This is a genomic window from Variovorax sp. efr-133-TYG-130 (assembly GCF_030208835.1).
Classification (GTDB): domain Bacteria; phylum Pseudomonadota; class Gammaproteobacteria; order Burkholderiales; family Burkholderiaceae_C; genus Variovorax.
This window is the reverse complement of record NZ_JARVTD010000029.1, coordinates 467274-493203: the sequence shown is the minus strand read 5'-3', so window position 1 is coordinate 493203 and position 25930 is coordinate 467274. Positions and strand designations below refer to the sequence as shown.

At 68.1% G+C, this 25930-nt stretch carries 22 protein-coding genes and 1 pseudogene; 14 read left to right on the top strand and 9 right to left on the bottom strand.

The genetic code is table 11. The features are described 5' to 3' along the window. The 3 genes and pseudogenes from QRN67_RS25230 to QRN67_RS25220 all read left to right on the top strand — a co-directional run. Positions 1–91, top strand: a pseudogene (locus QRN67_RS25230) (superoxide dismutase [Fe]); the annotation flags it as partial. 219 nt (positions 92–310) lie between these two features. Beyond that, on the top strand, positions 311–1297 hold the full coding sequence (locus tag QRN67_RS25225) for a Bug family tripartite tricarboxylate transporter substrate binding protein (RefSeq protein WP_081267475.1): 987 nt from the start codon (positions 311–313) through the stop codon (positions 1295–1297). A gap of 60 nt (positions 1298–1357) precedes the next feature. After that, the gene (locus QRN67_RS25220; protein ID WP_285414049.1) at positions 1358–2374 is read left to right on the top strand and encodes an MBL fold metallo-hydrolase; all 1017 of its coding nucleotides are present in this window, start codon (positions 1358–1360) and stop codon (positions 2372–2374) included. A 49-nt stretch (positions 2375–2423) separates the two neighbouring features. Here QRN67_RS25220 and QRN67_RS25215 read toward each other — a convergent pair whose 3' ends face one another. The 4 genes from QRN67_RS25215 to QRN67_RS25200 form a co-directional block, all read right to left on the bottom strand. Further along, positions 2424–2681 carry a hypothetical protein gene (locus QRN67_RS25215; RefSeq protein WP_081267473.1) on the bottom strand — a complete coding sequence of 86 codons (258 nt, stop codon included), beginning with the start codon at positions 2679–2681 and terminating at the stop codon, positions 2424–2426. A gap of 19 nt (positions 2682–2700) precedes the next feature. Beyond that, positions 2701–3465: an SDR family NAD(P)-dependent oxidoreductase gene (locus QRN67_RS25210; RefSeq protein WP_285414048.1), complete on the bottom strand. Its 765-nt coding sequence runs from the start codon at positions 3463–3465 to the stop codon at positions 2701–2703. Positions 3466–3527: 62 nt separating this feature from the next. Beyond that, positions 3528–4001, bottom strand: a complete 474-nt coding sequence (locus QRN67_RS25205) for a hypothetical protein (RefSeq protein ID WP_106936500.1) — start codon at positions 3999–4001, stop codon at positions 3528–3530. Further along, entirely contained in the window at positions 3998–4777 is a 780-nt protein-coding gene (locus tag QRN67_RS25200) for a Crp/Fnr family transcriptional regulator (protein WP_081267470.1), read from the bottom strand. The genes QRN67_RS25205 and QRN67_RS25200 overlap by 4 nt, the downstream gene beginning before the upstream one ends. 84 nt (positions 4778–4861) lie before the next feature. Here QRN67_RS25200 and QRN67_RS25195 point away from each other — a divergent pair, with 84 nt between their 5' ends. The 7 genes from QRN67_RS25195 to QRN67_RS25165 all read left to right on the top strand — a co-directional run bounded on the left by QRN67_RS25195 (position 4862) and on the right by QRN67_RS25165 (position 13695). Then, positions 4862–6820, top strand: coding sequence for an AMP-dependent synthetase/ligase (locus QRN67_RS25195; protein ID WP_285414047.1), 1959 nt, complete (start codon positions 4862–4864; stop codon positions 6818–6820). Then, positions 6817–7602, top strand: coding sequence for an ABC transporter ATP-binding protein (locus QRN67_RS25190; protein ID WP_081267468.1), 786 nt, complete (start codon positions 6817–6819; stop codon positions 7600–7602). Before QRN67_RS25195 ends, QRN67_RS25190 begins: the two co-directional genes overlap by 4 nt. A 153-nt stretch (positions 7603–7755) precedes the next feature. Beyond that, the gene (locus QRN67_RS25185; protein WP_285414046.1) at positions 7756–8685 is read left to right on the top strand and encodes a branched-chain amino acid ABC transporter permease; all 930 of its coding nucleotides are present in this window, start codon (positions 7756–7758) and stop codon (positions 8683–8685) included. Positions 8686–8688: 3 nt separating this feature from the next. After that, complete coding sequence (locus QRN67_RS25180; protein WP_081267466.1) at positions 8689–9753, top strand: branched-chain amino acid ABC transporter permease; 1065 nt, start codon at positions 8689–8691, stop codon at positions 9751–9753. Between the two features lie 63 nt (positions 9754–9816). Beyond that, the gene (locus QRN67_RS25175) at positions 9817–11148 is read left to right on the top strand and encodes an ABC transporter substrate-binding protein (protein ID WP_285414045.1); all 1332 of its coding nucleotides are present in this window, start codon (positions 9817–9819) and stop codon (positions 11146–11148) included. A 169-nt stretch (positions 11149–11317) separates the two neighbouring features. After that, on the top strand, positions 11318–12130 hold the full coding sequence (locus QRN67_RS25170; RefSeq protein ID WP_081267464.1) for an ABC transporter ATP-binding protein: 813 nt from the start codon (positions 11318–11320) through the stop codon (positions 12128–12130). Between the two features lie 314 nt (positions 12131–12444). Then, complete coding sequence (locus tag QRN67_RS25165; protein WP_285414044.1) at positions 12445–13695, top strand: phenylacetate--CoA ligase family protein; 1251 nt, start codon at positions 12445–12447, stop codon at positions 13693–13695. Here the strand turns inward: QRN67_RS25165 and QRN67_RS25160 are convergent. Both QRN67_RS25160 and QRN67_RS25155 read right to left on the bottom strand, forming a co-directional pair. Next, positions 13686–14723, bottom strand: a complete 1038-nt coding sequence (locus QRN67_RS25160) for a hypothetical protein (RefSeq protein ID WP_285414043.1) — start codon at positions 14721–14723, stop codon at positions 13686–13688. The two genes, QRN67_RS25165 and QRN67_RS25160, sit on opposite strands and share 10 nt — an antisense overlap. A gap of 90 nt (positions 14724–14813) precedes the next feature. Beyond that, on the bottom strand, positions 14814–15935 hold the full coding sequence (locus QRN67_RS25155) for a citrate synthase/methylcitrate synthase (RefSeq protein WP_081267461.1): 1122 nt from the start codon (positions 15933–15935) through the stop codon (positions 14814–14816). Positions 15936–16017: 82 nt separating this feature from the next. On the opposite strand from QRN67_RS25155, the gene QRN67_RS25150 reads away from it, so the two are divergent. Next, positions 16018–17256, top strand: a complete 1239-nt coding sequence (locus QRN67_RS25150) for a citrate synthase (protein WP_285414042.1) — start codon at positions 16018–16020, stop codon at positions 17254–17256. Here the strand turns inward: QRN67_RS25150 and QRN67_RS25145 are convergent. Beyond that, complete coding sequence (locus QRN67_RS25145) at positions 17201–17770, bottom strand: type 1 glutamine amidotransferase domain-containing protein (protein ID WP_285414041.1); 570 nt, start codon at positions 17768–17770, stop codon at positions 17201–17203. The genes QRN67_RS25150 and QRN67_RS25145 overlap by 56 nt on opposite strands. Positions 17771–18023: 253 nt before the next feature. Between QRN67_RS25145 and QRN67_RS25140 the strand changes: the two genes are divergently transcribed. Continuing rightward, positions 18024–18998, top strand: coding sequence for a tripartite tricarboxylate transporter substrate-binding protein (locus tag QRN67_RS25140; protein WP_081267459.1), 975 nt, complete (start codon positions 18024–18026; stop codon positions 18996–18998). 82 nt (positions 18999–19080) lie between these two features. Here QRN67_RS25140 and QRN67_RS25135 read toward each other — a convergent pair whose 3' ends face one another. Further along, positions 19081–21216, bottom strand: coding sequence for a carboxypeptidase regulatory-like domain-containing protein (locus QRN67_RS25135; RefSeq protein WP_285414039.1), 2136 nt, complete (start codon positions 21214–21216; stop codon positions 19081–19083). 193 nt (positions 21217–21409) lie between these two features. On the opposite strand from QRN67_RS25135, the gene QRN67_RS25130 reads away from it, so the two are divergent. Beyond that, positions 21410–22390 (top strand): helix-turn-helix transcriptional regulator, encoded by a 981-nt coding sequence (locus QRN67_RS25130; RefSeq protein WP_285414038.1) that lies wholly within the window; start codon positions 21410–21412, stop codon positions 22388–22390. A 9-nt stretch (positions 22391–22399) separates the two neighbouring features. On the opposite strand, the gene QRN67_RS25125 is transcribed toward QRN67_RS25130, so the two are convergent. Continuing rightward, entirely contained in the window at positions 22400–24514 is a 2115-nt protein-coding gene (locus QRN67_RS25125; protein WP_106936492.1) for a PQQ-dependent dehydrogenase, methanol/ethanol family, read from the bottom strand. Positions 24515–24647: 133 nt separating this feature from the next. Between QRN67_RS25125 and QRN67_RS25120 the strand changes: the two genes are divergently transcribed. Further along, complete coding sequence (locus QRN67_RS25120; RefSeq protein ID WP_285414037.1) at positions 24648–25928, top strand: helix-turn-helix domain-containing protein; 1281 nt, start codon at positions 24648–24650, stop codon at positions 25926–25928. The last annotated feature ends 2 nt before the right edge of the window (positions 25929–25930 follow it).

Genomic DNA, 25930 nt, shown 5'->3' with positions numbered 1-25930 from the left:
CATCGACTACCGCAACCTGCGCCCGAAGTTCGTCGAAACCTTCCTGGCCAAGCTGACCAACTGGGAATTCGCAGAGAAGAACTTCGGCTGACGCATCGCCGGCCGCCCGGCCGGCCCCTGAAGCACGCGGCCCCCATGCCATCCTCGGCATGGGGGCCGCTCCATTTCCGAGCCAGCGCGAGCCGATACGGGTCCCATCGCGAATCGCGAAAACCCCCGGCACACCGCTTCCGGCACACTGCACCCCCGGTGCAGTGAAGACAATGCGACTGCAACCCCGATCCGCTTCGCTCCCCACAAAGAGACAACCATGATCCGCAGACACCTCGGCACGCTGGCCATCGCGCTGGCACTCCCGCTGGCCTTCACGGCCCCCCTCGCCCACGCACAGACCGCGGCCTACCCCGCCAAGCCGATCCGCATGATCGTGCCCTTCCCGCCCGGCGGCGGCACCGACATCCTGGCGCGCCTGGTCGCGCAGAAGCTCACCGAGGTGAACCACTGGACCGTGGTGCCCGACAACCGCGCGGGCGCCGGCGGCACCATCGGCATCGCCGAGGCAGCGCGCGCCGCGCCCACGGGCTACGACATCGTGATGGGCCAGAAGGACAACATGGTCGTCGCGCCCTGGCTCTACAAGAACCTGAGCTACAACCCCGTGAAGGACCTGACCGCTGTGGCCCACGTGGCCTACACGCCGGTGGTGATCGTCACGCAGGCCAACTCCAAGTTCAAGACGCTCGACGACGTGGTGAAGGCCGCGCGCGCCGCGCCCGACACCATCACCTACGGCTCGCCCGGCAACGGCACCACCATCCACCTGGCCGGCGAGATCTTCAACGGCGCGGCCAAGATCAAGATGCGCCACGTGCCCTACAAGGGCTCCAACGCGGCCATGATGGACGTGCTGGCGGGCAACGTCGACCTGATGGTGTCGTCGGTGCCCTCGGCCATGGCACAGATCAAGGCGGGCAAGCTGCGGCCGCTGGCAGTGACCTCGGCCAAGCGCAGCACCTCGCTGCCCGACACGCCCACCGTGGCCGAGCTGGGCTACAAGGACTTCGACGTGAGCACCTGGTACGGCCTGTTCGTGCCGGCCGGCACGCCCAAGGACGTGGTGGCCACGCTCAATGCCGAAGTCAACAAGCTGCTGGCCACGCCTGAAATGAAGGCAGCCATCATCGCCCAGGGCGCCGAGCCGCAAAGCATGACGCCGGAGCAGTTCGGCAAGCTGCTGAAGACCGACTACGAAAAGTGGAAGGGCATCGTGCAAGCCTCGGGCGCGACAATCGAATAAGACTGGGCGTCGCAGAATGGTGTCTCCGGAACAAGCCGCAACGACGGCATGGAGACACCGATGGTTCCTTCCTTTCCCCTGAAGACAGCCGCCCTGGCGGCGGTTGTCGCCCTCGTCCAGGGCTGCGCGCAGACACCCGCGCAGAAGCCTTCCGACGCAACAGTGGCGGCGCACGTCGCGGCGGCCACGCAGGCCGCGGGCACCGACCTCGGGCCCCTGCTCTCGCTGTGCAAGCCCGCCCCCGCCACGCGTCCGCCGCAGGAAGAGCTCGACAGGGGCCTCCCCCTGCTCATCAACAAGCCGGCACCGCCGCCCGCCAAGGCCTTCGACAACCTGTACTTCGTGGGCGCCGACTGGGTCAGCGCGTGGGCCATCAAGACCTCGGACGGCATCATCCTCATCGATGCGCTCAACAACCAGGTGGAAGCAGCCGCGCTCATAGAAGGCGGCATGCGCAAGCTGGGCCTGGACCCGGCGCAGATCAAGTACGTGGTCGTCACGCACGGCCACGGCGACCACTATGGCGGCGCGCCCTACCTCGCGCAGAAGTACCGCGCGCGCGTGGTGATGAGCGACGCCGACTGGACGATGACCGAGACCAAGCTCGAATTCGCCACGCCCATCTGGGGCGCGCCGCCCAGGCGCGGCGCGGGCGACATCTCTGCGAAGGACGGCGAACGCATCACCCTGGGCGACACCACCGTCACGCTGTACCTCACGCCGGGCCACACCATGGGCACGCTCTCGCCGGTGTTCGAGGTGAGCGAGAACGGCAGGAAGCACCGGGCCATGCTCTGGGGCGGCACGGGCTTCAACTTCGGCAAGGACATGCAGCGGCTTGACAGCTACATCGCGTCCACGCGGCGCATGGACTCGCTGGTGAAGGCGCAGAACATCGACGTGATGCTGTCGAACCATTCGAACGTCGACAGCTCGCAGGCCAAGATGGCCGCGCTGCGGAACCAGCCGGCCGGCGCGCCGAACCCCTTCGTGATGGGCACGCCGACGGTGGAGCGGGCGTTGCGCGTGATGGGCGAGTGCGCGCAGGCGCAGCGCGACAGGTTCGCGATGCAGTGAGCGGGCTTTTGCTCCTTCCCTCTCCGGGGGAGGGAGAAATACCGAAGACTCAGTCCGGCACGAACTTGCTGTTGAAGATGGCCACGTCCGATTCGAGCTCGAACGTCGCCACCTGCCCCATCTTCCCGTCGCTCATCCTGCAGGCCGAGAACAGGCTGTAGCGGCCCTTGAAGTAGAACTCGTCCATCACGATCAGCGCGTACGGGTAGGGCACGAAGACCTGATGCTCGAAGACGATGCGGTGCACGTTCCTCGGCGAGGGGAAGAGCTTGTATTCGAGCGTGTCGATCGACTTGGCGGTGGCCATGGCTTGGGTGTCCCAGGTTTCAGGCCGGATCGCGCACGTCGGCCACGGGCTTGGCGCCGAAGTCTTCGCGCGCCAGGTAGCCCAGCACCTTCGCAGCAGCCGTGGCGGGGCTGTCGAGCATGCCTTCGTTCTTCATCTTCTCGAAGCGCGTGCGGTCGGGGAACTTGTCGGCCGAGGCGCCACGCAGCTGCACCTGCATGTCGGTGTCGATCACGCCGGGCGCGAGCGAGACGATGCGCGCGCCGTTGGGTGCGTTCGCTTCTTCGAGCGCCACGGCGCGCGAGAAGTGGTCCATGCCGGCCTTGGCCGCGCAGTAGGGCGCCTGGCTGCCCATCGCGTTGCGGCCCAGGCCCGACGAGATGTTGAGCACCTTGCGCACGCCGCGCCATTCGCGCGTCGCGCCCAGGAACGCGGCGGTCAGCAGCATCGGCGCTTCCAGGCCGATGCGCAGGGCCAGCGACAGCTCGGCCTCCACGGCACGCGACAGCGGCGCCGGGTTGCCGACGGTGCCGGCGTTGTTGATGAGCGTGACGCTGTCGAAGCGCTGCGCGTCGACGGTCTTGAGCCATGCCGACACGCGCTCCGATGCAGCCACCGGATCGGACAGGTCCTGCTCCCATTGCACGAGTTCGGCGCCGGCGGCCTTGGCGGCTTCGGCCAGCTCGGGCGACTGCTTGCGCGAGATGCCGAGCACCGTGTGGCCGGCCTGCAGCAGCTGCAGGGCCATGGCCTGGCCCAGGCCGCGCGAGGCGCCGGTGATGAGGGTGAGTTGGGAAGCGGTCATCGGAGAGTGGTCTTTCTGGAAAGGAGGCGGGGAGATTAAGGGGTATTGAAAAGCCTCGCGGCTCAACCGGTCCGGAACTGCTTGCGCAGGAAGTTGCGATGCCGCGCGATGTGCTGCAGCTGCGCGGGCGCGACGGTGCCGCCCAGGTCGACTTCGTCCGCGCCGTTGAGCACCGCGTTGGCGTTGGCCATGGCGCGCGCCACGACCTCTTCCTCGCTCACGCCGAGCTGCGCCGCAAGGTCGAGCGCCACGCGCCGCATGGCGCGCTGCGAGAGCATCCACATGGCGCCGAAGCGGTCCCATGCGAGCGCGGTTTCCTCGGCCTTCTCTCGGTCGGCGAGGATTTCGCTGAGCGGCTTGGCCAGCACCGCATCGAGTTCCTCGAGCTTTTCGGCCAGCTGCTCGTTGCGCGCGAGCGCCTCTTCGAGCGTCGGCCCGGCCGCTTCGGCCTCGGGCTTCTTCGGCTGCTCCGGGGGCGGGATGAACGCGGCCTCCGCATTCGCGGGCACGATCTGTATCTGGTCTTTGAGCGTCATGAGGTTTCCGTTTCCGCGGAGGGTTGGATGTTCTTCTTGTTCGACATCGCGGTGGCGCGCAGGCCCGGCAGGTCGAGCACGCGCAGGCCACCGTACTCCACGCGGATCAACCCCTGCGCCGACAGGCCGTTGAGCGCCTCGTTCACCCGCTGGCGCGACAGGCCGACCAGGTAGGCCAGCTCCTGCTGCGTGATGCGCAACACCTCGCCCACGCCGGGGTACAGCACCGGGTTGAACAGCGACACCAGGTTGCGCGCCACGCGGGCGTCGGGGTTGTTGAGCCGGTCGATCTCCAGCGCCGCGATGAACTGGCCGAGCCGCTCGTTGAGCTGGTTCATCACGAAGCGGTTGAAGCCGATGGAATGGTCGAGCAGCCAGTGGAAGCTCTCGGTCGGCAGGCCCGCAATGAGGCTGCGGCGCAGCGCCTGGATGTTGTAGCGGTAGGGCTCGCGCTTCATCACCGTGCCTTCGCCGAACCAGCCGCCGGGCGGCACGCCGGTGTAGGTGACGGAGCCGCCGTCGGCGTTGTCGTTGCTCATCTTCAGCAGCCCCTCGACCACGCCGAACCAGTAGGTGGGCGAGCGGCCAACGCGGCACACCAGGTCGCCGGGCTCCGCTTCGCCGACCACCAGCGTGGCCTCGGCGCGGCGGCGTTCGGCGGGGGTGAGCGTGGGCAGCCAGGGAATGCCGTCGAGCTCGGCGGCGTTCGCCGGACGCACGCGGTCCTTGATCGAACCGCCGAGCACGTTGTTGTGGTTGAGGTTGCCGCGAGGCATCGGGAAACTCCGGGGAGTAGTGTCCCTAGGATTGTCGTTGGAACGACAACCGGGCGTCAAAGTGAGACCTACGATCCGCCCACTGTGCAAACAACCGCCCCCACCTTCCCCCGCCTGATGCTCGAGCATGCCGAGGCCCGACCCGAGGCGCCCGCCGTGCGCGAGAAGGATCTCGGCATCTGGCAAACCTGGACCTGGAACGCCGTGGCGCAGGAAGTGCGCGAAATGGCCTGCGGCCTGGCGAGCCTGGGCTTCAAGGCCTTGGACAACCTGGCCATCGTCGGCGCCAACCGGCCGCACCTGTACATGGCGGTGATCGCCGCGCAGAGCCTGCGCGGCGTGCCGGTGCCGCTGTACCAGGACGCGGTGGCCGGCGAGATGGTCTTCATGCTGCAGGACGCGGGCATCGAGTTCGTGATCGCCGAAGACCAGGAGCAGGTCGACAAGCTGCTCGAGTGCCGCGAGATCCAGCAGGGCAAGCTGCCGGCCATCCGCCACATCATCTACGACGACCCCAAGGGCCTGCGCCACTACGACCAGCCCGGGCTCATGAGCTACGAGCAGCTGCGCGCGCTGGGCCGCGAGTTCGACAAGGCCAACGTGGGCTACTACGACCGCGCGGTCGCCAGCGGCGAGGCGACGGACGTGGGCGTGATCCTCTACACCTCCGGCACCACCGGCCGCCCCAAGGGCGTGTGCCAGACGCATGCGAGCTTCATCGCGGCGGGCCGCGGCGGCGTGGAGACCGACCGGCTCGGCCCCGGCGACAACATCATGAGCTACCTGCCGATGGCCTGGGTGGGCGACCACCTGTTCTCGGTGGCGCAGTGGCTGGTGGGCGGCTTCACGCTCAACTGCCCCGAGTCCGCCGAGACGGTGATGAACGACATGCGCGAGATCGGCCCGAGCTATTACTTCGGCCCGCCGCGCACCTTCGAAGGCCTGCTCACCGCCGTGTCGATCCGCATGGAAGACGCGGCCGCGCCCAAGCGCTGGCTGTATGCGAAGTTCATGGCGCTCGCGCAGCGCGTGGGCGCGGACATTCTCAACGGCGCGCCGGTGGGCGCCGGCGACCGGCTGATGTACGCGCTGGGCAACCTGCTGATCTACGGCCCGCTGCGCAACGTGCTGGGCATGAGCCGCATCCGCGTGGCCTACACGGCTGGCGCGGCCATCGGGCCCGACCTGTTCCGCTTCTACCGCTCCATCGGCGTGAACCTGAAGCAGTTCTACGGCCAGACCGAGACCTGCGCCTACGTGTGCCTGCAGCAGGACGGCAAGGTCAAGCTGCAGACCGTGGGCACCGCCGCGCCGGGCATCGAGCTGAAGATCGCGGAAGACGGCGAGGTGCTGGTGCGCGGCGTGTCGGTGCTCAAGGAGTACTACAAGCGCCCCGACGCCACCGCCGAGGTGCTCGACGCCAACGGCTACTTCCACACCGGCGACGCGGGCGTGCTCGACAGCGAAGGCCACCTGCGCATCATCGACCGCGCCAAGGACGTGGGCCGGCTCGTGAGCGGCGCGATCTTCGCGCCCAACTACATCGAGAACAAGCTCAAGTTCTTCCCGCAGATCAAGGAGGCCGTGTGCTTCGGCAACGGCCGCGACGAAGTGTGCGCGGCCATCAACATCGACTACGAGGCCGTGGGCAACTGGGCCGAGCGGCGCGGGCTGGCCTACGGCGGCTACGTCGACCTGGCCGGCAAGCCCGACGTGCTGGCGCTGGTGGCCGAATGCATCGGCAAGGTCAACGCCGACCTCGCGGCCGAGGACGGCATGGGCGAGACGCAGATCGCGCGCTTCCTGGTGCTGCACAAGGAGCTGGACCCCGACGACGACGAACTGACCCGCACGCGCAAGGTGCGCCGCGGCTTCATCGCCGAGAAATACGCGGTGCTGGTCGATGCGCTCTATGGCCGCAGGACCGAGCAGTACATCGAGACCCAGGTCAAGTTCGAGGACGGGCGCACGGGCACGGTGAGCGCCACGCTGAAAGTCGTCGATGCGAAGACTTTCCCCATCATCGTGAAGGCGGCGGCATGAGCACCAGGAAGACCGGCGAGGTCATCCTCGACGTGCAGAACATCAGCCTGAGCTTCGGCGGCGTGAAGGCGCTGACGGACATCAGCTTCAACGTGCGCGAACACGAGGTGCGGGCCATCATCGGCCCCAACGGCGCGGGCAAGAGCTCGATGCTGAACTGCATCAACGGCGTCTACTGGCCGCAGCAGGGCTCCATCACCTTCCGCGGCCAGACCTTCAAGCACATGAACTCGCGCCAGGTGGCGGAGATGGGTGTGGCGCGCACCTTCCAGAACCTGGCGCTGTTCAAGGGCATGAGCGTGCTCGACAACATCATGACCGGGCGCAACCTCAAGATGAAGAGCGGCCTGTTCGCCCAGGCGCTGCGCTGGGGCCCGGCCGAACGCGAGGAGCTGCGGCACCGCGAGTTCGTCGAGCACATCATCGACTTCCTGGAGATCCAGGCGCACCGCAAGACACCCGTGGGCCGCCTGCCCTACGGCCTGCAGAAGCGCGTCGACCTGGGCCGCGCGCTCGCGATGGAGCCGCAGGTGCTGCTGCTGGACGAGCCCATGGCCGGCATGAACGTGGAAGAGAAGCAGGACATGAGCCGCTTCATCCTCGACGTGAACGACGAGTTCGGCGCGACCATCGTGCTGATCGAGCACGACATGGGCGTGGTGATGGACATCTCCGACCGCGTGGTGGTGCTGGACTACGGCAAGAAGATCGGCGACGGGACGCCCGATGAGGTGCGCAACAACGATGACGTGATCCGGGCATACCTCGGCGTGGAGCACTGACGCCATGACAACCATCGCCTTGAAGCATTGCTCCTTCCCCCGCTGGGGGAAGGCTGGGATGGGGACACGCGGAGCGCCCATTGGATACGCCGCCTGCCCCCACCCGAACCCTCCCCCGAACGGGGAGGGAGAAAAACAAGAAAGAAACTGACCATGGGCTTTTTCCTCGAAACCCTTTTCGGCGGCCTCATGGTCGGCATGCTCTATTCGCTGATCGCCATCGGCTTCGTGCTGATCTACAAGGCCTCCGGCGTCTTCAACTTCGCGCAGGGCGCGATGGTGCTGTTCGCCGCGCTGGCCATGGCGCGCTTCTCCGAATGGTTCCCGCAGTGGTTCGGCTTCCAGAGCCAGATCCTCGCGAACATCCTGGCCTTCGTCGCGGCCATGGCCGTGATGGTGGTGGTCGCCTGGCTCATCGAGCGGCTGGCGCTCAGCAAGCTGGTGAACCAGGAAGGCATCACGCTGCTGATGGCCACGCTGGGCATCGCCTACTTCCTCGACGGCATGGGCCAGACGCTGTTCGGCAACGACATCTACAAGATCGACGTGGGCATGCCCAAGGAACCGCTGATGGTGCTCGAAGGCACCTTCCAGGGCGGCCTGCTGCTGAGCCAGGAAGACCTGATCGCCGCGCTGGTGGCGGCCGGGCTGGTGGTGGTGCTGGCCATCTTCTTCCAGAAGACGGCTACCGGCCGCGCCCTGCGCGCGGTGGCCGACGACCACCAGGCCGCTCAGTCGATCGGCATTCCGCTCAAGCGCATCTGGGTGATCGTGTGGTCGGTGGCCGGCTTCTCGGCGCTGGTGGCCGGGATCATCTGGGGGTCGAAGCTGGGCGTGCAGTTCTCGCTGTCGCTGGTGGCGCTGAAGGCGCTGCCGGTGGTGATCCTCGGCGGGCTCACCTCGATACCGGGCGCCATCATCGGCGGCCTGCTGATCGGGGTGGGCGAGAAGCTGTCCGAAATCTATCTCGGCCCCATGCTCGGTGGCGGCATCGAGATCTGGTTTGCCTATGTTCTTGCACTGGTCTTCCTGCTCGTCCGGCCCCAGGGGCTGTTCGGCGAGAAGATCATCGATCGGGTCTGAGCGATGTTCTACAGAGAAAACGGCCAGTTCAAGTCGAGCTACAGGGCCGACCAGCAGATCTTCCCGATCGCGCAGGACCGCATCGCGATCCTGGTGCTGCTGCTCGTGGCGTTCGTGGTGGTGCCGCTGGGCGTGTCCGACTACTGGATGCGCGCCATCCTCACGCCCTTCCTGATTCTTTCGCTCGCGGCGCTGGGGCTGAACATCCTGGTGGGCTACTGCGGCCAGATCTCGCTGGGCACCGGCGCCTTCATGGCGGTGGGCGCCTATGCGGCCTACAACTTCCAGGTGCGCATCGAGGGCATGCCGCTCATCGCGTCGCTGCTGCTGGGCGGCCTGTGCGCCACGGTGATCGGCGTGCTGTTCGGCATTCCGAGCCTGCGCATCAAGGGGCTGTACCTTGCGGTGGCCACGCTGGCGGCGCAGTTCTTCACCGACTGGGCCTTCCTGCGCATCCAGTGGTTCACCAACAATTCTTCGTCGGGCTCTGTGAGCGTGGCGGGGCTCAACGTGTTCGGCGTGCCGATCGAATCGCCGGTGCAGAAGTATCTGTTCTGCCTGGCCTTCGTGGTGGTGTTCGCGCTGCTGGCCAAGAACCTGGTGCGCAGCGCCATCGGCCGCGAGTGGATGGCGATGCGCGACATGGACGTGGCCGCCGCGGTGATCGGCATCCGCCCGGTGTACGCCAAGCTCACGGCCTTTGCGGTGAGCAGCTTCATCGTCGGCGTGGCGGGCGCGCTGTGGGGCTTCGTGCACCTGGGGGCGTGGGAGCCGGCGGCCTTCAGCATCGACCGATCGTTCCAGCTGCTGTTCATGGTGATCATCGGCGGGCTCGGCTCGATCATGGGCAGCTTCTTCGGCGCCGCGTTCATCGTGCTGCTGCCGCTGTTCCTGAACCAGCTGCCGGCGTGGCTGGGCTTCTCGATTTCGACCGCGCTGGCCTCGCACCTGGAGACCATGATCTTCGGCGCGCTGATCGTGTTCTTCCTGATCGTCGAGCCGCACGGGCTGGCCCGGCTGTGGTCCACGGCCAAGGAGAAGCTGCGGCTGTGGCCCTTCCCGCATTGATCCGTTTCGAGAGTTCCCGTTCGTAAAAACCCGGCACCGAGGTGCCCACAAAAGGAGACAGGCATGAAACTGAAATCGCTCGCTCTGACCGCCGCCCTGGTGGCCAGCACCCTCGGCGCCATGCTCGCGCCATCGGTCGCCCAGGCGCAGGCCAAGGAACAGTTCTTCCCGCTGCTGGTGTACCGCACCGGCCCCTACGCGCCCAACGGCACGCCCTGGGCCAACGGCAAGCAGGACTACCTGAAGCTGGTGAACGCGCAAGGCGGCATCAACGGCGTGAAGATCACCTTTGAAGAATGCGAAACGGGCTACGCCACCGACAAGGGCGTGGAATGCTACGAACGCCTGAAGGGCCGCCCCGGCGTTGCGTTGTTCGACCCGCAGGCCACCGGCATCACCTTCGCGCTGACCGACAAGGTGCCCACCGACAAGATCCCGCTCGTCACACTGGGCTACGGCCTCGCGGCCTCGCAGGACGGCGGCGTCTTCAAGTGGAACTTCCCGCTGATGGGCTCCTACTGGACCGCGGCCGACATCCTGATCCAGCACCTGGGCAAGAAGGAAGGCGGCATGGACAAGCTCAAGGGCAAGAAGATCGCCCTCGTGTACCACGACTCGCCCTTCGGCAAGGAGCCGATTCCGCTGCTGCAGGAGCGCGCGAAGATGCACGGCTTCGACCTGTCGCTGATTCCGGTGACGGCGCCGGGCGTGGAGCAGAAGTCGGCCTGGCTGCAGGTGCGCCAGCAGCGCCCCGACTTCGTGCTGCTGTGGGGCTGGGGCGTGATGAACTCGACCGCGCTGAAAGAGGCCGTGGCCACCGGCTACCCGCGCGAGAAGATGTACGGCGTGTGGTGGGCCGGCGCCGAGCCCGACGTGAAGGACGTGGGCGCCAACGCCAAGGGCTACAACGCGCTGGCGCTGAACGGTTCAGGTCCCGACAACAAGGTGATCCAGGACATCATCAAGCAGGTGCACGACAAGGGCCAGGGCACGGGTCCGAAGGAAGAAGTGGGCTCGGTGCTGTACACGCGCGGCGCGATCATCTCGATGCTCGGCGTCGAGGCGGTGCGGCGCGCGCAGGAGCGCTTCGGCAAGGGCAAGGTCATGACCGGCGAGCAGGTGCGCTGGGGCCTGGAGAACCTGGCGCTCGACCAGAAGAAGCTGGACGCGCTGGGCTTCGCCGGCGTGATGCGCCCGGTGAGCACCTCGTGCCAGGACCACATCGGCTCGACCTGGGCGCGCATGGAAACCTGGGACGGCGCCAAGTGGAACATCGCGCCCGACTGGTACCAGGCCGACGACCAGATCATCAAGCCGATGGCCAAGGCAGCGGCCGACAAGTACGCAACGGAGAAGAAGCTGACGCGCCGCGAAGCGGCCGACTGCCAGTCTTGAGCTAACCCCCAGTCTTCGCGCACTTCGTGTCGCTTCGCCAACCCCCTTCCAGGGGGCAACACCTGCGGCCCGGCAAAGCCGGTTCCGCGGTGTTCCCTGAAGGGAGGATGGCCGAGCGGGCATCCGAAAGAACTGCGCTGTTGTTCTTTCGAATGCTTCGGACCACACCATGAGCGAACCCAACATCCTCCTCAACGTCAACGGCATCGAGGTCATCTACAACCACGTGATCCTGGTGCTCAAGGGCGTCTCGCTCACGGTGCCCGACGGCGGCATCGTGGCGCTGCTCGGCGGCAACGGCGCGGGCAAGACGACCACGCTGCGCGCGGTGAGCAACCTGCTCGCGGGCGAACGCGGCGCCGTCACCAAGGGCACCATCGAGCTGCGCGGCGAGCGCATCGAGGCGCTGTCGCCTGCGGAGCTGGTCAAGCGCGGGCTGATCCAGGTGATGGAAGGCCGGCACTGCTTCGCGCACCTGACGATCGAAGAGAACCTGATGACCGGCGCCTACACGCGCACCGACGGCAAGGCCGCGGTGCAGCAGACGCTGGAGAAGGTGTACGCATATTTCCCGCGGCTGAAGACGCGGCGTACTTCGCAGGCGGCCTACACATCGGGCGGCGAGCAGCAGATGTGCGCCATCGGCCGCGCGCTGATGGCCAACCCGACGATGGTGCTGCTCGACGAACCTTCGATGGGTCTCGCGCCGCAGATCGTGGAGGAGGTGTTCGAGATCGTGAAAGACCTCAACACCAAGGAGCGCGTGACTTTCCTGCTGGCCGAGCAGAACACCAACATGGCGCTGCGCTATGCCGACTACGGCTACATCCTGGAGAACGGACGCATCGTGATGGACGGCGAGGCGAAGAGCCTGCGCGAGAACGAGGACGTGAAGGAGTTCTACCTTGGCGTGGGCGGCGCGGACCGCAAGAGCTTCCGGGACGTGAAGAGCTACAAGCGGCGCAAGAGGTGGCTGGCTTGAGAGTGCATTCGGCGCGCGATCAGGCCGATGGGGTGCCTTGCTCCGCGAATGTCCCCCGGCCTGCGGCCTCCTCCTTTATTTCGCTGCGCAAGGCACCCCATCGGCCTGATCGTTCAGAGCACCTGTTGATCAGCCAGCACGACAGCAGCGCTCGTCGTGCACAGGGCGTCGGGTGCTCCCCGCAGCGAAATAAAGGAGGAGGGGCGCAGCCCCGGGGGACATTCGCGGAGGGGAGTACCCGACGGCCTGTGCACACGCCCCGAACAAACACCGCTCGGTAAAGAACTGAACTGAACAGATTGAAGGGTACGGACATGACCGACCACTACGACAAGCTAGAAATCCGTGACCCCGCCGAACGCGAACGCGACCTGCTGGCCGCCTTGCCCAGGCAGATCGCGCAAGCCCAGAGCGCCGCACCCGCGTTCGCGAAAATCCTCGACGGCGTCAAGCCCGCCGACATCACCACGCGCGAAGCACTCGCCAGACTGCCCGTCACCCGCAAATCGGAACTGCTCGAACTGCAGAAAGCCCGCCGCGCCGACGACCCCTTCGGCGGGTTCTCATCGATCGCACGCGGCCCGCGCATGCCCCGCGTGTTCGCGAGCCCCGGCACCATCTACGAACCCGAGGGCGAAGCGCGCGACTACTGGCGCACCGCTCGTGCATTGCATGCGGCGGGCTTTCGCGGTGGCGAGCTGATCCACAACAGCTTCAGCTATCACATGACGCCTGCCGGTTCCATCATGGAAAGCGGCGCGCACGCATTGGGCTGCAGCGTCTTCGCGGGCGGCACCGGGCAGACCGAACAGCAGCTCGAAGCCATGGCCGACCTCAAGCCCGAAGGCTACGCAGGCACGCCCAGCTTCCTGAAGATATTGCTGGAGAAGGCCGAAGAGAAAGGGCTGAAGCTGCCCTCGCTCACCAAGGCACTCGTCTCCGGCGAAGCCTTTCCGCCGAGCCTGCACGACTGGATCGCCGCGCATGGCGTGAAGGGCACGCAGTGCTACGCCACGGCCGACCTGGGCCTCATCGCCTACGAGACCAGCGCGCGCGAAGGGCTGGTGATCGACGAGGGCGTGCTGGTCGAGATCGTGCGGCCCGGCACCGGAGACCCGGTGCCCGACGGCGAAGTCGGCGAAATCGTCGTCACCACCTTCAACCCCGACTATCCGCTGGTGCGCTTCGGCACCGGCGACTTGTCGGCGGTGCTCGCGGGCACCTGCCCCACGGGCCGCACCAACAAGCGCATCAAGGGTTGGCTCGGCCGGGCCGACCAGACCACCAAGGTGCGCGGCATGTTCGTGCATCCCTCGCAGGTGGCCGAGATACTGCGGCGCTTTCCCGAGGCGCGGCGCGCGCGGCTGGTGGTGTCCGGCGAGATGGGCGACGACCGCATGACGTTGCAGCTCGAATGTGACGGCGCCGTGCCCCAGGGGCTGCAGGCGCGCGTTGGCGACGCGATACGCGAAGTGACCAAGCTGCGCGGCGAAGTCGTGGTGGTGGGCGCGGGCGAGCTGCCCAACGACGGCAAGGTGATCGAGGACGCGCGCAGCTACAAGTAGCGGCGGTACAGCCAGCGCGTGGCGGCGCGCATGAGCATCACCACGTGTATCGCGTAGACCAGCGCGAACGCCAGCACGAAGCCGATGAGCCCTCCGAGGCCGTTGAGTCCGGAGGTGCTCGACGCGATGTACAGCCACGCGATGGCGATGACGATGCAGCTCACCTGCACCAGCACGAAGGCCAGCACCGAAGCGGCCACGGCCCTGAACGGACGCGCCCTGGCGAGCCCCGGCGCGGCGCCGAGCCAGCCGCCCCAGAACGCGAGCGCGAAGACCACCAGCGGCGGCACCATCCAGGCGAAGAGCAGCTCGGGGCCGTCCACGCCGCGCCCCATCGAGCTCCAGCGGCTCATGGCCACGCCGCCCCACATCTGCAGCGCCGCGAACATCGCGGCGCCCACCAGCGCCACCGCGCGGCGCGGCGACGCACCGTCCAGGTCTTCCACACTGCCCGGCGCTTCGGCGGCAGGCTCAAGCCGCGCGGCACGCCCGGCGCGCAGCGCGACCCACGCCGCGGCCCACACGCCCAGCACGAGCACGATCAACTGCGCGATGGACTGCAGGAACACGAACACCGCCATCACCGTGCGAATGGAAGCCGGCTCGACAGCCTCGTGCAGGCGGCCGCCCGGCATGAAGAGCAACTGCACCTCGTACAGCAGCGGGCTCAGCGCATAGAAGTTGAGCAGCAGCACTACCAGGTAGGCGGCGGCATAGCGCAGGCGCGGCCGCGCGAGCCGCGAGACGCTGTCGACGCCGCGCTTCTCCAGCGCATTGCGCCCGTGGCTCCAGGCCAGCGCCGCCGCCAGCACCCACGCCATGCCGATGCTGCACACCATCGGGATCCACACGCCCGGCAGCGCGTAGGTGCCGCGCATCTGCGCGCCCTCGGGCGTATCGGGGGCGAGCTGCACGGCCAGGTTGACGAGCACCATGACGGCATCGATGGCCACGGTGACGAGCGCGAGGTCGCGCGGCAGTCGCCGTGCGGACTCGTGCGTCGGGGGATGGAGGGAGGTCGCCGTCATGGGGGAATACTTTCGCTTTGCATTGCGCATGCCGTGGCATGCGAGGAACAAAGCGAGCGTATCGGATGACGGCGCCCGCGCCCTGTAGGCTCAGTGCGCGAGTGCGGCTTCGCCCGCCTCCTCGGGCTCGGGCCCCACGTACACCGACTGCGGACGGATCAGCCGCCCCTTCTTCACCTGCTCGCGCGCATGCGCCACCCAGCCGCCCACGCGGCCGGCCGCGAACACGCAGGTGAAGCTCTCGCGGCCGAAGCCCAGCGCCTCCAGCAGCAGCGCGGTGTAGAACTCCACGTTGGTCTCCAGCGCGCGGCCCGGCTTCTTCTCGCGCAGGATGGCCAGCGCGGCCTGCTCCGCCGCCTCGGCCAGCGCGAATCGCGCGGCATTGACGCTGCCCTCCTTGCCGAGCCGCCCGAGCGCGCCCTTGAGCGCATCGGCGCGCGGATCGCGCACGCGGTAGATGCGATGGCCGAAGCCCATCAGCCGCTGGCCCTCGGCCACGGCCTGCTCCAGCCATGCGCGGGCGTTGCCGGCGCTGCCGATGGCGTCGAGCGCATCGAGCACCGGGCCGGGCGCGCCACCGTGCAGCGGCCCCTTGAGCGCGCTGATGCCGGCGATCACCGCCGAGGCCAGGCCGGCGCCGGTCGATGCGACCACGCGCGCCGCGAAGGTCGAGGCGTTGAGGCCGTGGTCGCACACGGTGACGAGGTAGGTGTCGAGCGCGGCGCTCTGCGCCGGCGTGGGCGCGCGGCCATGCAGCATGCGCAACATGTCGGCGGCGTGCGGCAGTGCCTCGTCGGGTGCGAGCGCCTGCACGCCCAGGCGCCAGCGCATCACCGCGGCGGTGTACACGGCGGGCGCGGCCACCAGGCGCAGCGCGGTCGGCAGGTCGTCGCCGTCCGGCAGCCGTGCCAGCAGCGCGCGCACGGCCTCGATGGGCGGCAGCCGGCGCAGCACGGCGTCGTCGTTGGGCTGCAGGCGCTCGAAGGCTTCGCGGCGCGCGCGGCCGATGGCGGTGCGCAGGGCTTCGGCGGCGGGCAGCGTGTCGAAGAAGCCTTCGAACAGCAGGCCCACCACGTCTTCATAGCGCCAGCGCTGCGCGATCTCGTCCAGCGCATGCCCGCGGATCACGAGCCGGCCGGCCTCGCCGTCCACCTCGGACAGCACGGTATGCGCGGCCACCACGCCTTCGAGGCTGCCATCGTCATTGTTCATCGCTCTTTACTCCTGGGTTGACACGATGACATTGATTCTGGCCCGATGGATATTGACGTCAATCTTGATCTATTCTGTCAACATGACAACCAAGAGAACCGCGCCGCTGTGGCTGCCGGCCGCCGAAGTCCTCGAACTGATGCAGGTGCGCCCGCAGACGCTCTATGCGAGCGTGAGCCGCGGCCGCATCCGCGCCAAGCCCGATGCCGCCGACCCGCGCCGCAGCCTCTACCACCGCGACGACGTGCAACGCATCGCCGCGCGCGCACGGGGCCGCCGCAGCAGCGAGGCGGTGGCGAGCGAAGCCATCCAGTGGGGCGAACCGGTGCTGGCTTCGGCTGTGTCCACGGTGGCCGAAGGCCGGCTGCTGTACCGGGGGCAGGACGCCTGCGCGCTGTCGGAACACGCCACGCTCGAGGAAGTGGCGGGGCTGCTCTGGGAAAGCGCGCCGCCGCACTTTCCGGCTTCCGCCGTGCCGGTAGCCTTGCAAGGCAATTCGTCGCCGCTCCAGGCCGGCCTGCTCGCGCTGGCGGCGCGCGCCGCCACCGACCTGCCCGCGCGGGGCCGGTCACGCAACGTGCTGCAGGCCGAGGCTGCGGAAGCGATCGGCGCGCTGGCCGATGCATTGCTGGGCACCGCACCCGCGCGCGCCATGCCGCTGCACATGCGGCTGGCCTCGGCATGGCGCCGCCCGCGCGCCGCCGACGATCTGCGCCGCGTGCTGGTGCTGCTGGCCGACCACGAACTCAATGCGTCGACCTTCGCGGCACGCGTGACGGCGTCGACCGGCGCGTCGGTGGCGGCTTGCCTGCTCACCGGACTCTCGACCCTGACGGGCCCGCTGCACGGCGGCGCCTCCGCGGCGGTACAGGCGCTGATGCGCAGCGCGGCGGCCATCGGCACCGAAGCGGCGGTGCGCGAATGGCTCGCGCACGACCGGCCGCTGGCCGCCTTCGGGCATCCGCTCTATCCGGACGGCGATGCACGTTGCCGCGCGCTTCTGGCCAACATCGAACTGCCGCCGGCATTCCGCGAGTTGCGCGATGTCGGTGAGAAGCTGCTCGGCGACGCAGTGAACGTCGACTTCGCGCTCGCAGCGCTGGCGGCGGTACACAAGCTGCCGCCGGGCGCGCCGCTCATGCTGTTCGCGCTTTCGCGCACCGTCGGCTGGACGGCGCACGTGCTGGAGCAGCAGGCCAGCGGCCAGCTGATCCGCCCGCGTGCGCGCTACACCGGCCCCACGGCCGATGCGGCCACGCAGGAACTCAGTGAATCGACGCCTCGTGCGCGATCTCGAATGCCTTCGTCATCTCGCGGTTGAAAGCCGGCAGATCGTCGGGCTTGCGGCTGGTGACGAGGCTCTGGTCGACCACCACTTCCTTGTCGCTCCAGCTGGCGCCCGCGTTCTTCAGGTCGGCCTGCAGCGACGGCCACGAGGTCATCTTGCGGCCCTTCACGCCGCCCGCGTCGATCAGCGTCCAGGGCCCGTGGCAGATGGCCGCGATGGGTTTGCCCGCCTCCACGAAGGCGCGCACGAACGCGACCGCCTTCTCGTCGATGCGCAGGGTGTCGGGGTTGACCACGCCGCCGGGCAGCAGCAGGGCATCGAAGTCTTCGGGCTTCGCGCCCTGCAGCGGTACGTCGACCTCGAAGCTGTCGGCGGGGTCGTGGTGGTTCCAGCCGCGCACGCGGCCTTCGACCGGCGAGACGATCAGGGTCTGCGCGCCGGCATGGTCGAGCGCCTTGCGCGGCTCGGTCATCTCGACCTGCTCGAAGCCGTCCGACACGAGGATGGCGACCTTCATTCCGTCGAGGGAAGACGAGGTGATGGGCATGTGTGAATCTCCTTTGGGGTGAAAAAAACCGGCAATGAAGGTTCACCCTAGGGCCTGCGTGCGGCGGCCGCATCGTCCGGCGCCGGCTCCGCCTGTCGGACAGTTCGACGGGCGGCCGATTTCAGGCGCGCACCCGTCCCCGGCATGCACCGGCAAGGGGCGGATCGTGCTTCCCCCATAAGGGCTATTGGGTATAGGTCAGCTTGCAGTCAGCCCTTAAGATCGCGGCCTTTTTACCCCTCTCGGAGACGAAATGAAGAAACTGTTCGCCCTCGCGGCGATTGCCGCCGCAGCAGCCGGTGTTCACGCCCAGGACTTCCCCGGGAACAAGACCGTCACGCTCGTGGTGCCTTTCGCGGCCGGCGGCCCGACCGACCGGGTGGCGCGCGACCTCGCCGAAGCCATGCAGAAGACGCTCGGCACCACCATCGTGGTGGACAACACCGCGGGCGCGGGCAGTTCCATCGGCACCGCCAAGGTGGCGCGCGCCAACCCCGACGGCTACACGCTGCTGCTGAACCACATCGGCATGTCGACGATGCCGGCGCTCTACCGCAAGCTGCCCTTCAACGTCGAGACCGACTTCGAATACCTCGGCATGGTCAACGAAGTGCCGATGACGCTGATCGGCAAGCCCGGCCTGCCCGCCAACAACTACAAGGAACTGACGACCTGGATCGCCGCCAACAAGGGCAAGATCAACCTGGGCAACGCCGGCCTGGGCGCCGCGTCGCACCTGTGCGGCCTGCTGTTCCAGAGCGCGATCAAGGTCGAGATGACGCCCGTGCCCTACAAGGGCACGGCCCCGGCCATCGCCGACCTGCTGGGCGGCCAGATCGACCTGCTGTGCGACCAGACCACCAACACCACGTCGCAGATCGAGGCCAAGAAGGTCAAGGCCTATGCGGTGACCACGGCCAAGCGCCTGACCACCCCGGCGCTGAAGGACCTGCCCACGCTCGACGAGTCGGGCCTGAAGGGCTTCGAAGTGACGATCTGGCACGGCGTGTACGCGCCCAAGGGCACGCCCGCGCCGGTGCTGAAGAAGCTCAACGAAGCCATCAAGGCCGCCATGAAGGACCCGGGCTTCATCAAGCGTGAAGAAGCGCTGGGCGCGGTGATCACCACCGACAGCCGCACCGAGCCCGCCGAGCACAAGAAGTTCGTCTCGGCCGAGATCGCCAAGTGGGGCCCGATCATCAAGGCCGCCGGCGTGTACGCCGACTGATCGCCTTCCGCTTCCGGAACCAATGAAAAAGCCGCCGGCCCTTCGGGACCGGCGGCTTTTTCTCATGGCGCGAGCGGCGGGATCAGGGCGCGACCCGCCACACCTCGAAGCTCTTGCGCTGGTCGACCTGACGCGCGGTGCGCGCCGTGAAGATGAAGGTGCTGACCGAGCTGTTCTGCGCGTACTGGTAGGCATTGGGGCCCACCTGCGTGCAGTGGTTGTCGGACGGCGTGTTCACGGGCTGGCAATAGATGACGGCCTTGCGTGCCGTGGTGCGCAGCGTCACCGAATCGTTGAAGCGGTTGTTGTTGGGTCCGCGGCCGCTGGCGATGAACGTGGTGGGTGCGAGCGCGCCTTCGGGAACGACCCAGCCGTCGAGGTTGCCTTCGGCGCTGAAGTCGATGTTGTTGGCGCCGGGGTCCGAAGGGATCGGCGCCGGGAAGACGATGCCGCGATCCACGCCCTGCGTTTCCTGGAGCAGTTCGGCGCGCAGCGCGGGCGCCAGTTCCACCAGCGGCACCTGCACGGCTTCGGCCATGCTCGGCGCGCGCGAGAAGGTGCGCACGTACTGCACCACGTTGCTGCCGCCGGCGGCGTGGAAAAACTCCAGTCGCCAGACCGTCTGGTCGGGGATCGCGCGCAGCTGGGTGTCGGTGAACTGGGGCGAGGCGAACAGGTTGCCGGTCTCGAAGCTGCTCGGGTCGCCCTGCTGCGCCGGGTCGGCAAAGCGCGTGGCCATGCGCCAGGCGGACGAACTGAGCGGCGAGCCGGTGGCGGTGCCGTCCGAGGTGAGGACGAGCGTGGACAGGCCGGTGCGCGGCACCAGTACCAGCTCGCGGTCGCCCAGCGCGCTGCTGGTCACCACGACCTTCGAGAATTTCGAGCTGCCCTGCTCGAGAACGTTGTCCACGTTCAGGGCGTAGCCGGTCGAACGGTAGACGAGGTTCGGGTGCTTCAGGTAGTCCTTCATTTCCAGCTGCGGCCGCACGAAGGCGCGGTAGGGGTTGCTGCTGCCGGTGAGCTTGAGCGCACCGCCCACGATCTTCGCGTTGAAGACGTCGTTGTCGGTGTTGCCCACGACGTCGGTCCAGCGGTAGGTCAGTGCGATGTCGCCGTTGGGATAGAAGTATTCGAAGTTGCCGCGGTCGTGCTTCAGGTTGGTGGGGCCGGTGCGGAACAGGCTCTCGAACGGGCGGCGCGCGCCGCTGCTGTCGCGGCCGATGGTCGCGCCGCCGGCCGAGACGTAGCTCGCCGGGTTGTCGTCCACGAACAGGCTGCGGCAGGCCGGCGCGACCACGTTGGCCGCCGTGCCGAAGGCGTTGCCGTCGCCGTTGATGGTGCTGTCCACGCGCTGCGCGAGCGGCAGCGCATAGCAGGCGTTGATGCGCTCGAGCAGCTCCTGCACCATGGCCGGCGTGGGCGGCTGCACGAGCGCGGCGGCGTCGACCGCCGGCAGCGGCGCGATGGTGGCGTCGCCGCTGCGGAACACGATGGACACCGGCGGGCTGTCGTCCCCGGCCGGCTGCGCCTTGACGGTGATCTCGATGTTGGCGGCCGCGCCGTCGGGGCGCACCGACACGTTGATCGTGTCCAGCACGCGGTCCTGCCCGGTGCCGTCGGCCTTGAACTCTCCGCTCATCGGGTCGATGCTCATGTTGAGCGCATCCAGCAGCGGCTGCAGCGCGGACACGAGCTTCTTCACCTGGTCGGTGATCGCCCCTGCGGTCACGGCGCCGGGGTCGGCCTGGATGGCGGCGGCCAGCTTCGACGGGTCGCCGTTGGGCGCGAGCTGTGCCACCACGATGGTGGTCAGCGGCGTCACGTTGGTCGTGCCGGTGGCGGTGCTGGCGGTGGTGCTGTAGAGCGTGAGGTCGTCGCGCACGGCCTGGATCACCAGCGGCGCCTTGGTGCCGGCGGGCAGCGTGCAGCTGTAGGCGCCTTCGGCCGAGACCTTCACTTCGCAGACCTTGGCGCCGGTCTGGTCGAACACGGTGAGCGCCGCGTCCGCGAAGGCGGCGCCGGTGGCGACCGTGCCGCTCAGCGTGGTGGCAGGGGCCGTGGTGTCGGCGGCAGGGGCGGCGGGCTGCTGGCCGCCGCCGAGCGAAACCGGCAAGCCGCCGATGCCGCCGCCGCCCCCTCCACCGCCGCCGCACGCGCCGAGAAGCGCGAGCGTCACAGCGGACAGGGCAACGGGAATTTTCTGGATGAATGCGGGCATGTCTGGTTCTTCTCCAAGGGGTTGGACCTCGCTTGACCGGAGGTTCCGCAAACCATAGCTTTCACTTTTGTGGAAACAAATGATGCAAATGCACCATTCTTGAAACGCCGCGACGGGGTAACTTTCGAGCGGGCCACGGAAACCACCAGAACATGGGATGCGCGCTGCGCGGGAGCGAGGGAAAAAAGGCCAGATGAAAAAACCGGTCGCATTGCAAGACTTCAGCACGCTGCTGCTGCAGCTCTACCGGCTATCGCACGAGTTGCCGATAGACGCATTCCAGGACGCCGCGCTCGACCTCATCAAGCCGGTGCTGCCCTTCGACTCGTCGATGTGGGGCACGGCCACCAGCACTTCCAGCGGCATCGACATCCACACCATCCACCTGCACAACCAGCCGGCGGAAATGCTCACCGCCTATGAAGAGGTCAAGCACCTCGACACCGCGGCGGTGGAAGTGGGGAAGCGGCCGACCTCGACGCTCGCGTTCAACGCCGACGCATGGTTCCACCGGCCGGACCAGTCGCAATTGCGCGACTACGGCCGGCGTTTCGAGCAGGCCAACTTCTTCATCAGCTCCGACGCGAACCGGCAGACCGACTTCGTGCACTGGGTCAGCCTGTTCCGGGCGGACCCCGACGCCCAGGGCACCGAAGACGAACGCCAGCTGCTCGCCAGCCTGATGCCGCACGTGATGCAGGCGCTGGCGCTCAACCGCATCGTGCACCTGGACCGGCTGGAACCCGGCGGGCCGCCGGCATGCGGCTCGGCCATCGGCGACCTGCGCGGCGTGCTGTATCACGCCGACGGCCTCTTTGAAGCCGCGCTGAATGCGGAGTGGCCCGCGTGGCACGGGCGCACGCTGCCCGCGCCGCTGCTGAAGCACTTCCTGGAGGGGCACACCCGCTACGGCGGCCACGGGATCGTGGTGACGCACCACGTCGAGCAGCGCCTGCTGTTCCTGAAGAGCCGCACCCGTTGCCGCGCGGACAGCCTCTCGCCGCGCGAGCGCACGATTGCCGAGCTGCTGGCGCGCGGCGACACGCACAAGGACATCGCCACCATCCTGAGCCGCTCGCCGGCCACGGTGCGCAATCACATCCAGTCGATCTACGACAAGCTGGAGGTGAGCAACGTGGCCGGGCTGATCCAGGAGCTGCGGCTCGCGGGCTGAGCGCTCCCGCTACTTGGGCCGGATCGCGTCCGCCGTCCCCTGGATGAACGCCTTGATGCTTTCGATCTCCTCGCCCGAGAGCTTGCCCGTGAAGTCGGGCATGCCGCGCGACATGGCCGGGCCCTTGAGGATGAACTTGTCGAGGTTCTCGATGTAGGCCGCGTCCATGTAGCCGAGGTTGGGAATGTTGCCGCCGCGGTCCACGCCCGGCACGCCGTGGCAGAAGACGCAGTTGCTCACGTAGAGCATGGTGCCGGCCTGGACCTTGGCGGGGTCGTACTTGACGCCCTGCACCAGCTTGTCCATGCGGTACTGCACGAAGTCCGGCATCTTGGCCGTGCCGCCCACCGCGAAGGTGTAGACGGTGCCCGGCCCCTGCCGCTCGGTGGCGCGCTGCGCGAGGCCGTACACGCCGCCCCAGCCCACCGCCACCGACACGTACTGCTTGCCGTCCACCATGTAGGTCGACGGTGCCGCTACCACGCCGGTGCCGGTGGGCGTTTCCCAGAGCTTCTCGCCGGTCTTGGCGTTGTAGGCGAGCAGGCGGCCGTCGGCCGTGCCCTGGAACACCAGGTTGCCGGCGGTGGTGAGCGTGCCGCCGTTCCAGGGCGACACATAGTCCACGCCCCAGGCTTCCTTCTGCGCCACCGGGTCCCAGGCCACGAGACGGCCGAAGGGCTTGCTCTTGGGCGGCTCCACGTTGGCGAACTTGGCCAGGTTCCAGCCCAGGCCCGCATGCGGGCGGCCCGGCACGTCCTCGTTGAACTTCCAGTCCTTGTCGTCCATCAGGTTGATCGGCACGTGCTGCGCCGGCAGGTAGGCGAAGCCGGTCTGCGGGTTGAACGACATCGGGTGCCAGTTGTGCGCGCCGAAGGGGCCGGGGATGGCGTCGTTGGGCTTGGTGCCGTCGCGCGCGGCGGCCACGCCGATCGGGCGGCCGTTCTTGTCGTAGCCGGTGGCCCAGTTCACTTCGGTGAAGTTCTTCGCCGAGATGAACTTGCCGTTGGTGCGGTCGATGACGAAGAAGAAGCCGTTCTTCGGCGCATGCAGCAGCACCTTGCGCGGCTTGCCGTCCAGCTTCATGTCGGCCAGGATCATCGACTGGGTGGAGGTGTAGTCCCAGTTGTCGCCGGGCGTCTCCTGGTAGTGCCACTTGTACTTGCCGGTGTCGGGGTCGAGCGCCACCACCGAGCCCAGGTAGAGGTTGTCGCCGCCCTTTGGGCTGCGCGCCTTGTGCGACCACGGCGAGCCGTTGCCGGTGCCCACGTACATGAGGTTGAGCTCGGGGTCGAAGGCGAAGCTGTCCCACGCGGTGCCGCCGCCGCCGGCTTCCCAGTACTTGCCGCTCGGGTCCCAGGTCTTCGCGGCCTTGGCCATGGAAGCGTCTTCGAAGGGCTTGCTCGGGTCGCCGGGCACCACGAACCAGCGCCACTTCTGGTCGCCGGTCTTCGCGTCGTAGGCGGTGACGAAGCCGCGCACGCCGTATTCGGCGCCACCGTTTCCGATGATGACCTTGCCCTTGAACACCCGCGGCGCGCCGGTGATGGTGTAGCTGCCCTTCTGGCCTTCGAGCGTGTCCTTCTCCCAGACCTTCTGTCCGGTGGCGGCGTCGAGCGCGATCAGGCGCCCGTCGTAGGCGGCCACGTAGACCTTGCCCTCATGGATGGCGACGCCGCGGTTCACCACGTCGCAGCAACCCTTGAAGCCCTTGGACTTGTCGACCTGCGGATCGAAGGTCCACAGCTTCTGGCCGGTGCGGGTGTCGATGGCGTGCACCACGCTCCACGAGGCGGTGACGTACATGATGCCGTCCACCACCAGTGGCGTAGCCTCCACGCCGCGCGTCGACTCGAGGTTGTATGACCAGACCAGCCCCAGGTCCTTCACGTTGCCGGTGTTCACCTGGTCGAGCCTGCTGAAGCGCGACTCCGAGTAGTCGAGGCCGACGCTGGGCCAGTCGGGGGTTTTCTTCTGCGCCGCGTTGGCGCGTATGAAGTTGCCGTCGACGCGCGCGGTGGCGGCCGCTGCGCGCTCCTGTGCGTTCTGGGCCGTGGCCGCCGTCGATGCGCCCAGGCACAGCAGCGCGCCGGCGAGCATGAGCAGCCCGGAGTGTGTTCTTTTCATCGCAGGTCTCCTTTGTGCCGCAAGGATCGTTCGCGCCGGCCTCGCGTTCACCTTCGGGATTTCCCCAATCCGTCGCTGTTCCATTGCGGAACACATTCGCTGCTGGTCCCGAATACAGGGAGGCGGCGAACCCATGTCCCAAGGCAAGTTCGACAGCAGGCTAGGCACGGCGGATGCGCCGCGCCAGCTCTTTGCCAGCACGCCGGCGCAGCGCGTGGCGCTCGCGCGGCGGCAGTTCTTCGAAGAAGGCGTGCGGCCCTCGGGCCTGGTGGGCGAGGCGGTGATCCAGTCGTGGCTGCGCTGCAGCCGCACGCACACCGACCGCCAGCGCATCGTGCCCTTCGACGCGGTCACGCCGAGCCGTCTGCACGCCACGCTGGCGCGCAACCGCGAACTGCTGGAGGTGGCCCGGCAGGAGCTCGCGCAGATGGAGAACATGCTCGCGGGCACCGACTGCCGCGTGATCCTGACCGACCGCGACGGCGTGCTGGTGCACGTCACCGACCAGCCCGCCGCCGCGCACCAGCCGGTGCTGTGCAAGACCGCGCGGGTAGGCGTGAACATTTCGGAGCGCGTGGTGGGCACCACCGCGCCGGGCATCGTGGCCAGCACCGGGCAGGCCTGCACGGTGGACGGCGCGGAGCACTACTTCGACGTGCTGTGCCACATGCAGTGCGCCGCCGCGCCGATCCGCGATGTCACGGGCCGGCTGGCCGGCGTGCTCGACCTCACGGTGGAGGCGCGGCGCTTCGGCTTCGATGCGGCGTCGATGGTGGCGCTCTACGCCACCACCATCGAGAACCGGCTGCTGCAGGCGCAGTCGCGCGACCACCTGATCCTGCGCTTCCAGGCGAGCCCCACGCTGCTGGGCACGCCGCTGGAGGCGCTGGCCGGCATCGCGCCGGACGGCACCATCGCCTGGCTCAACAACGCGGGCGCGCGGCTGCTGGGCCGGCTGCCCGAGGCGGTGGACGAACGCGATGTCGAATGCCTGCTGGGGCACGACCTCGCGAGCCTGATGCGGCTCGGCCGGCGCGAGGCGGCGCAGCCGCTGCGCCTGGCGAGCGGGCTCGGCGTGTGGGTGCAGGCGCAGTTGAAGGGCGCGAACGGCGCGGACTTCCGCCATGCCGTGGCGATGCCCGGAGAGACGGCGCCAGCGGCCCTGGAACGCATCGCAGTGCCGGCCATTGCAACCACCGCCACTGAAGGCCGGACGGGCACAGACGCCGCGGAGGCCGCGTGGCCCGCCGGCACGCTGCGCGAGCACAGCCGCAAGCTGATCGAGGACACGCTCGCCGCGCACGGCGGCAACGTCTCGCAGGCGGCGCGGCAGTTGCGCGTGTCGCGCGGCACGCTGTACCGGCGGCTGCGCGGCTGGCACGACGACGCCGCGCAGGCCGCCGCGGACGACTGACC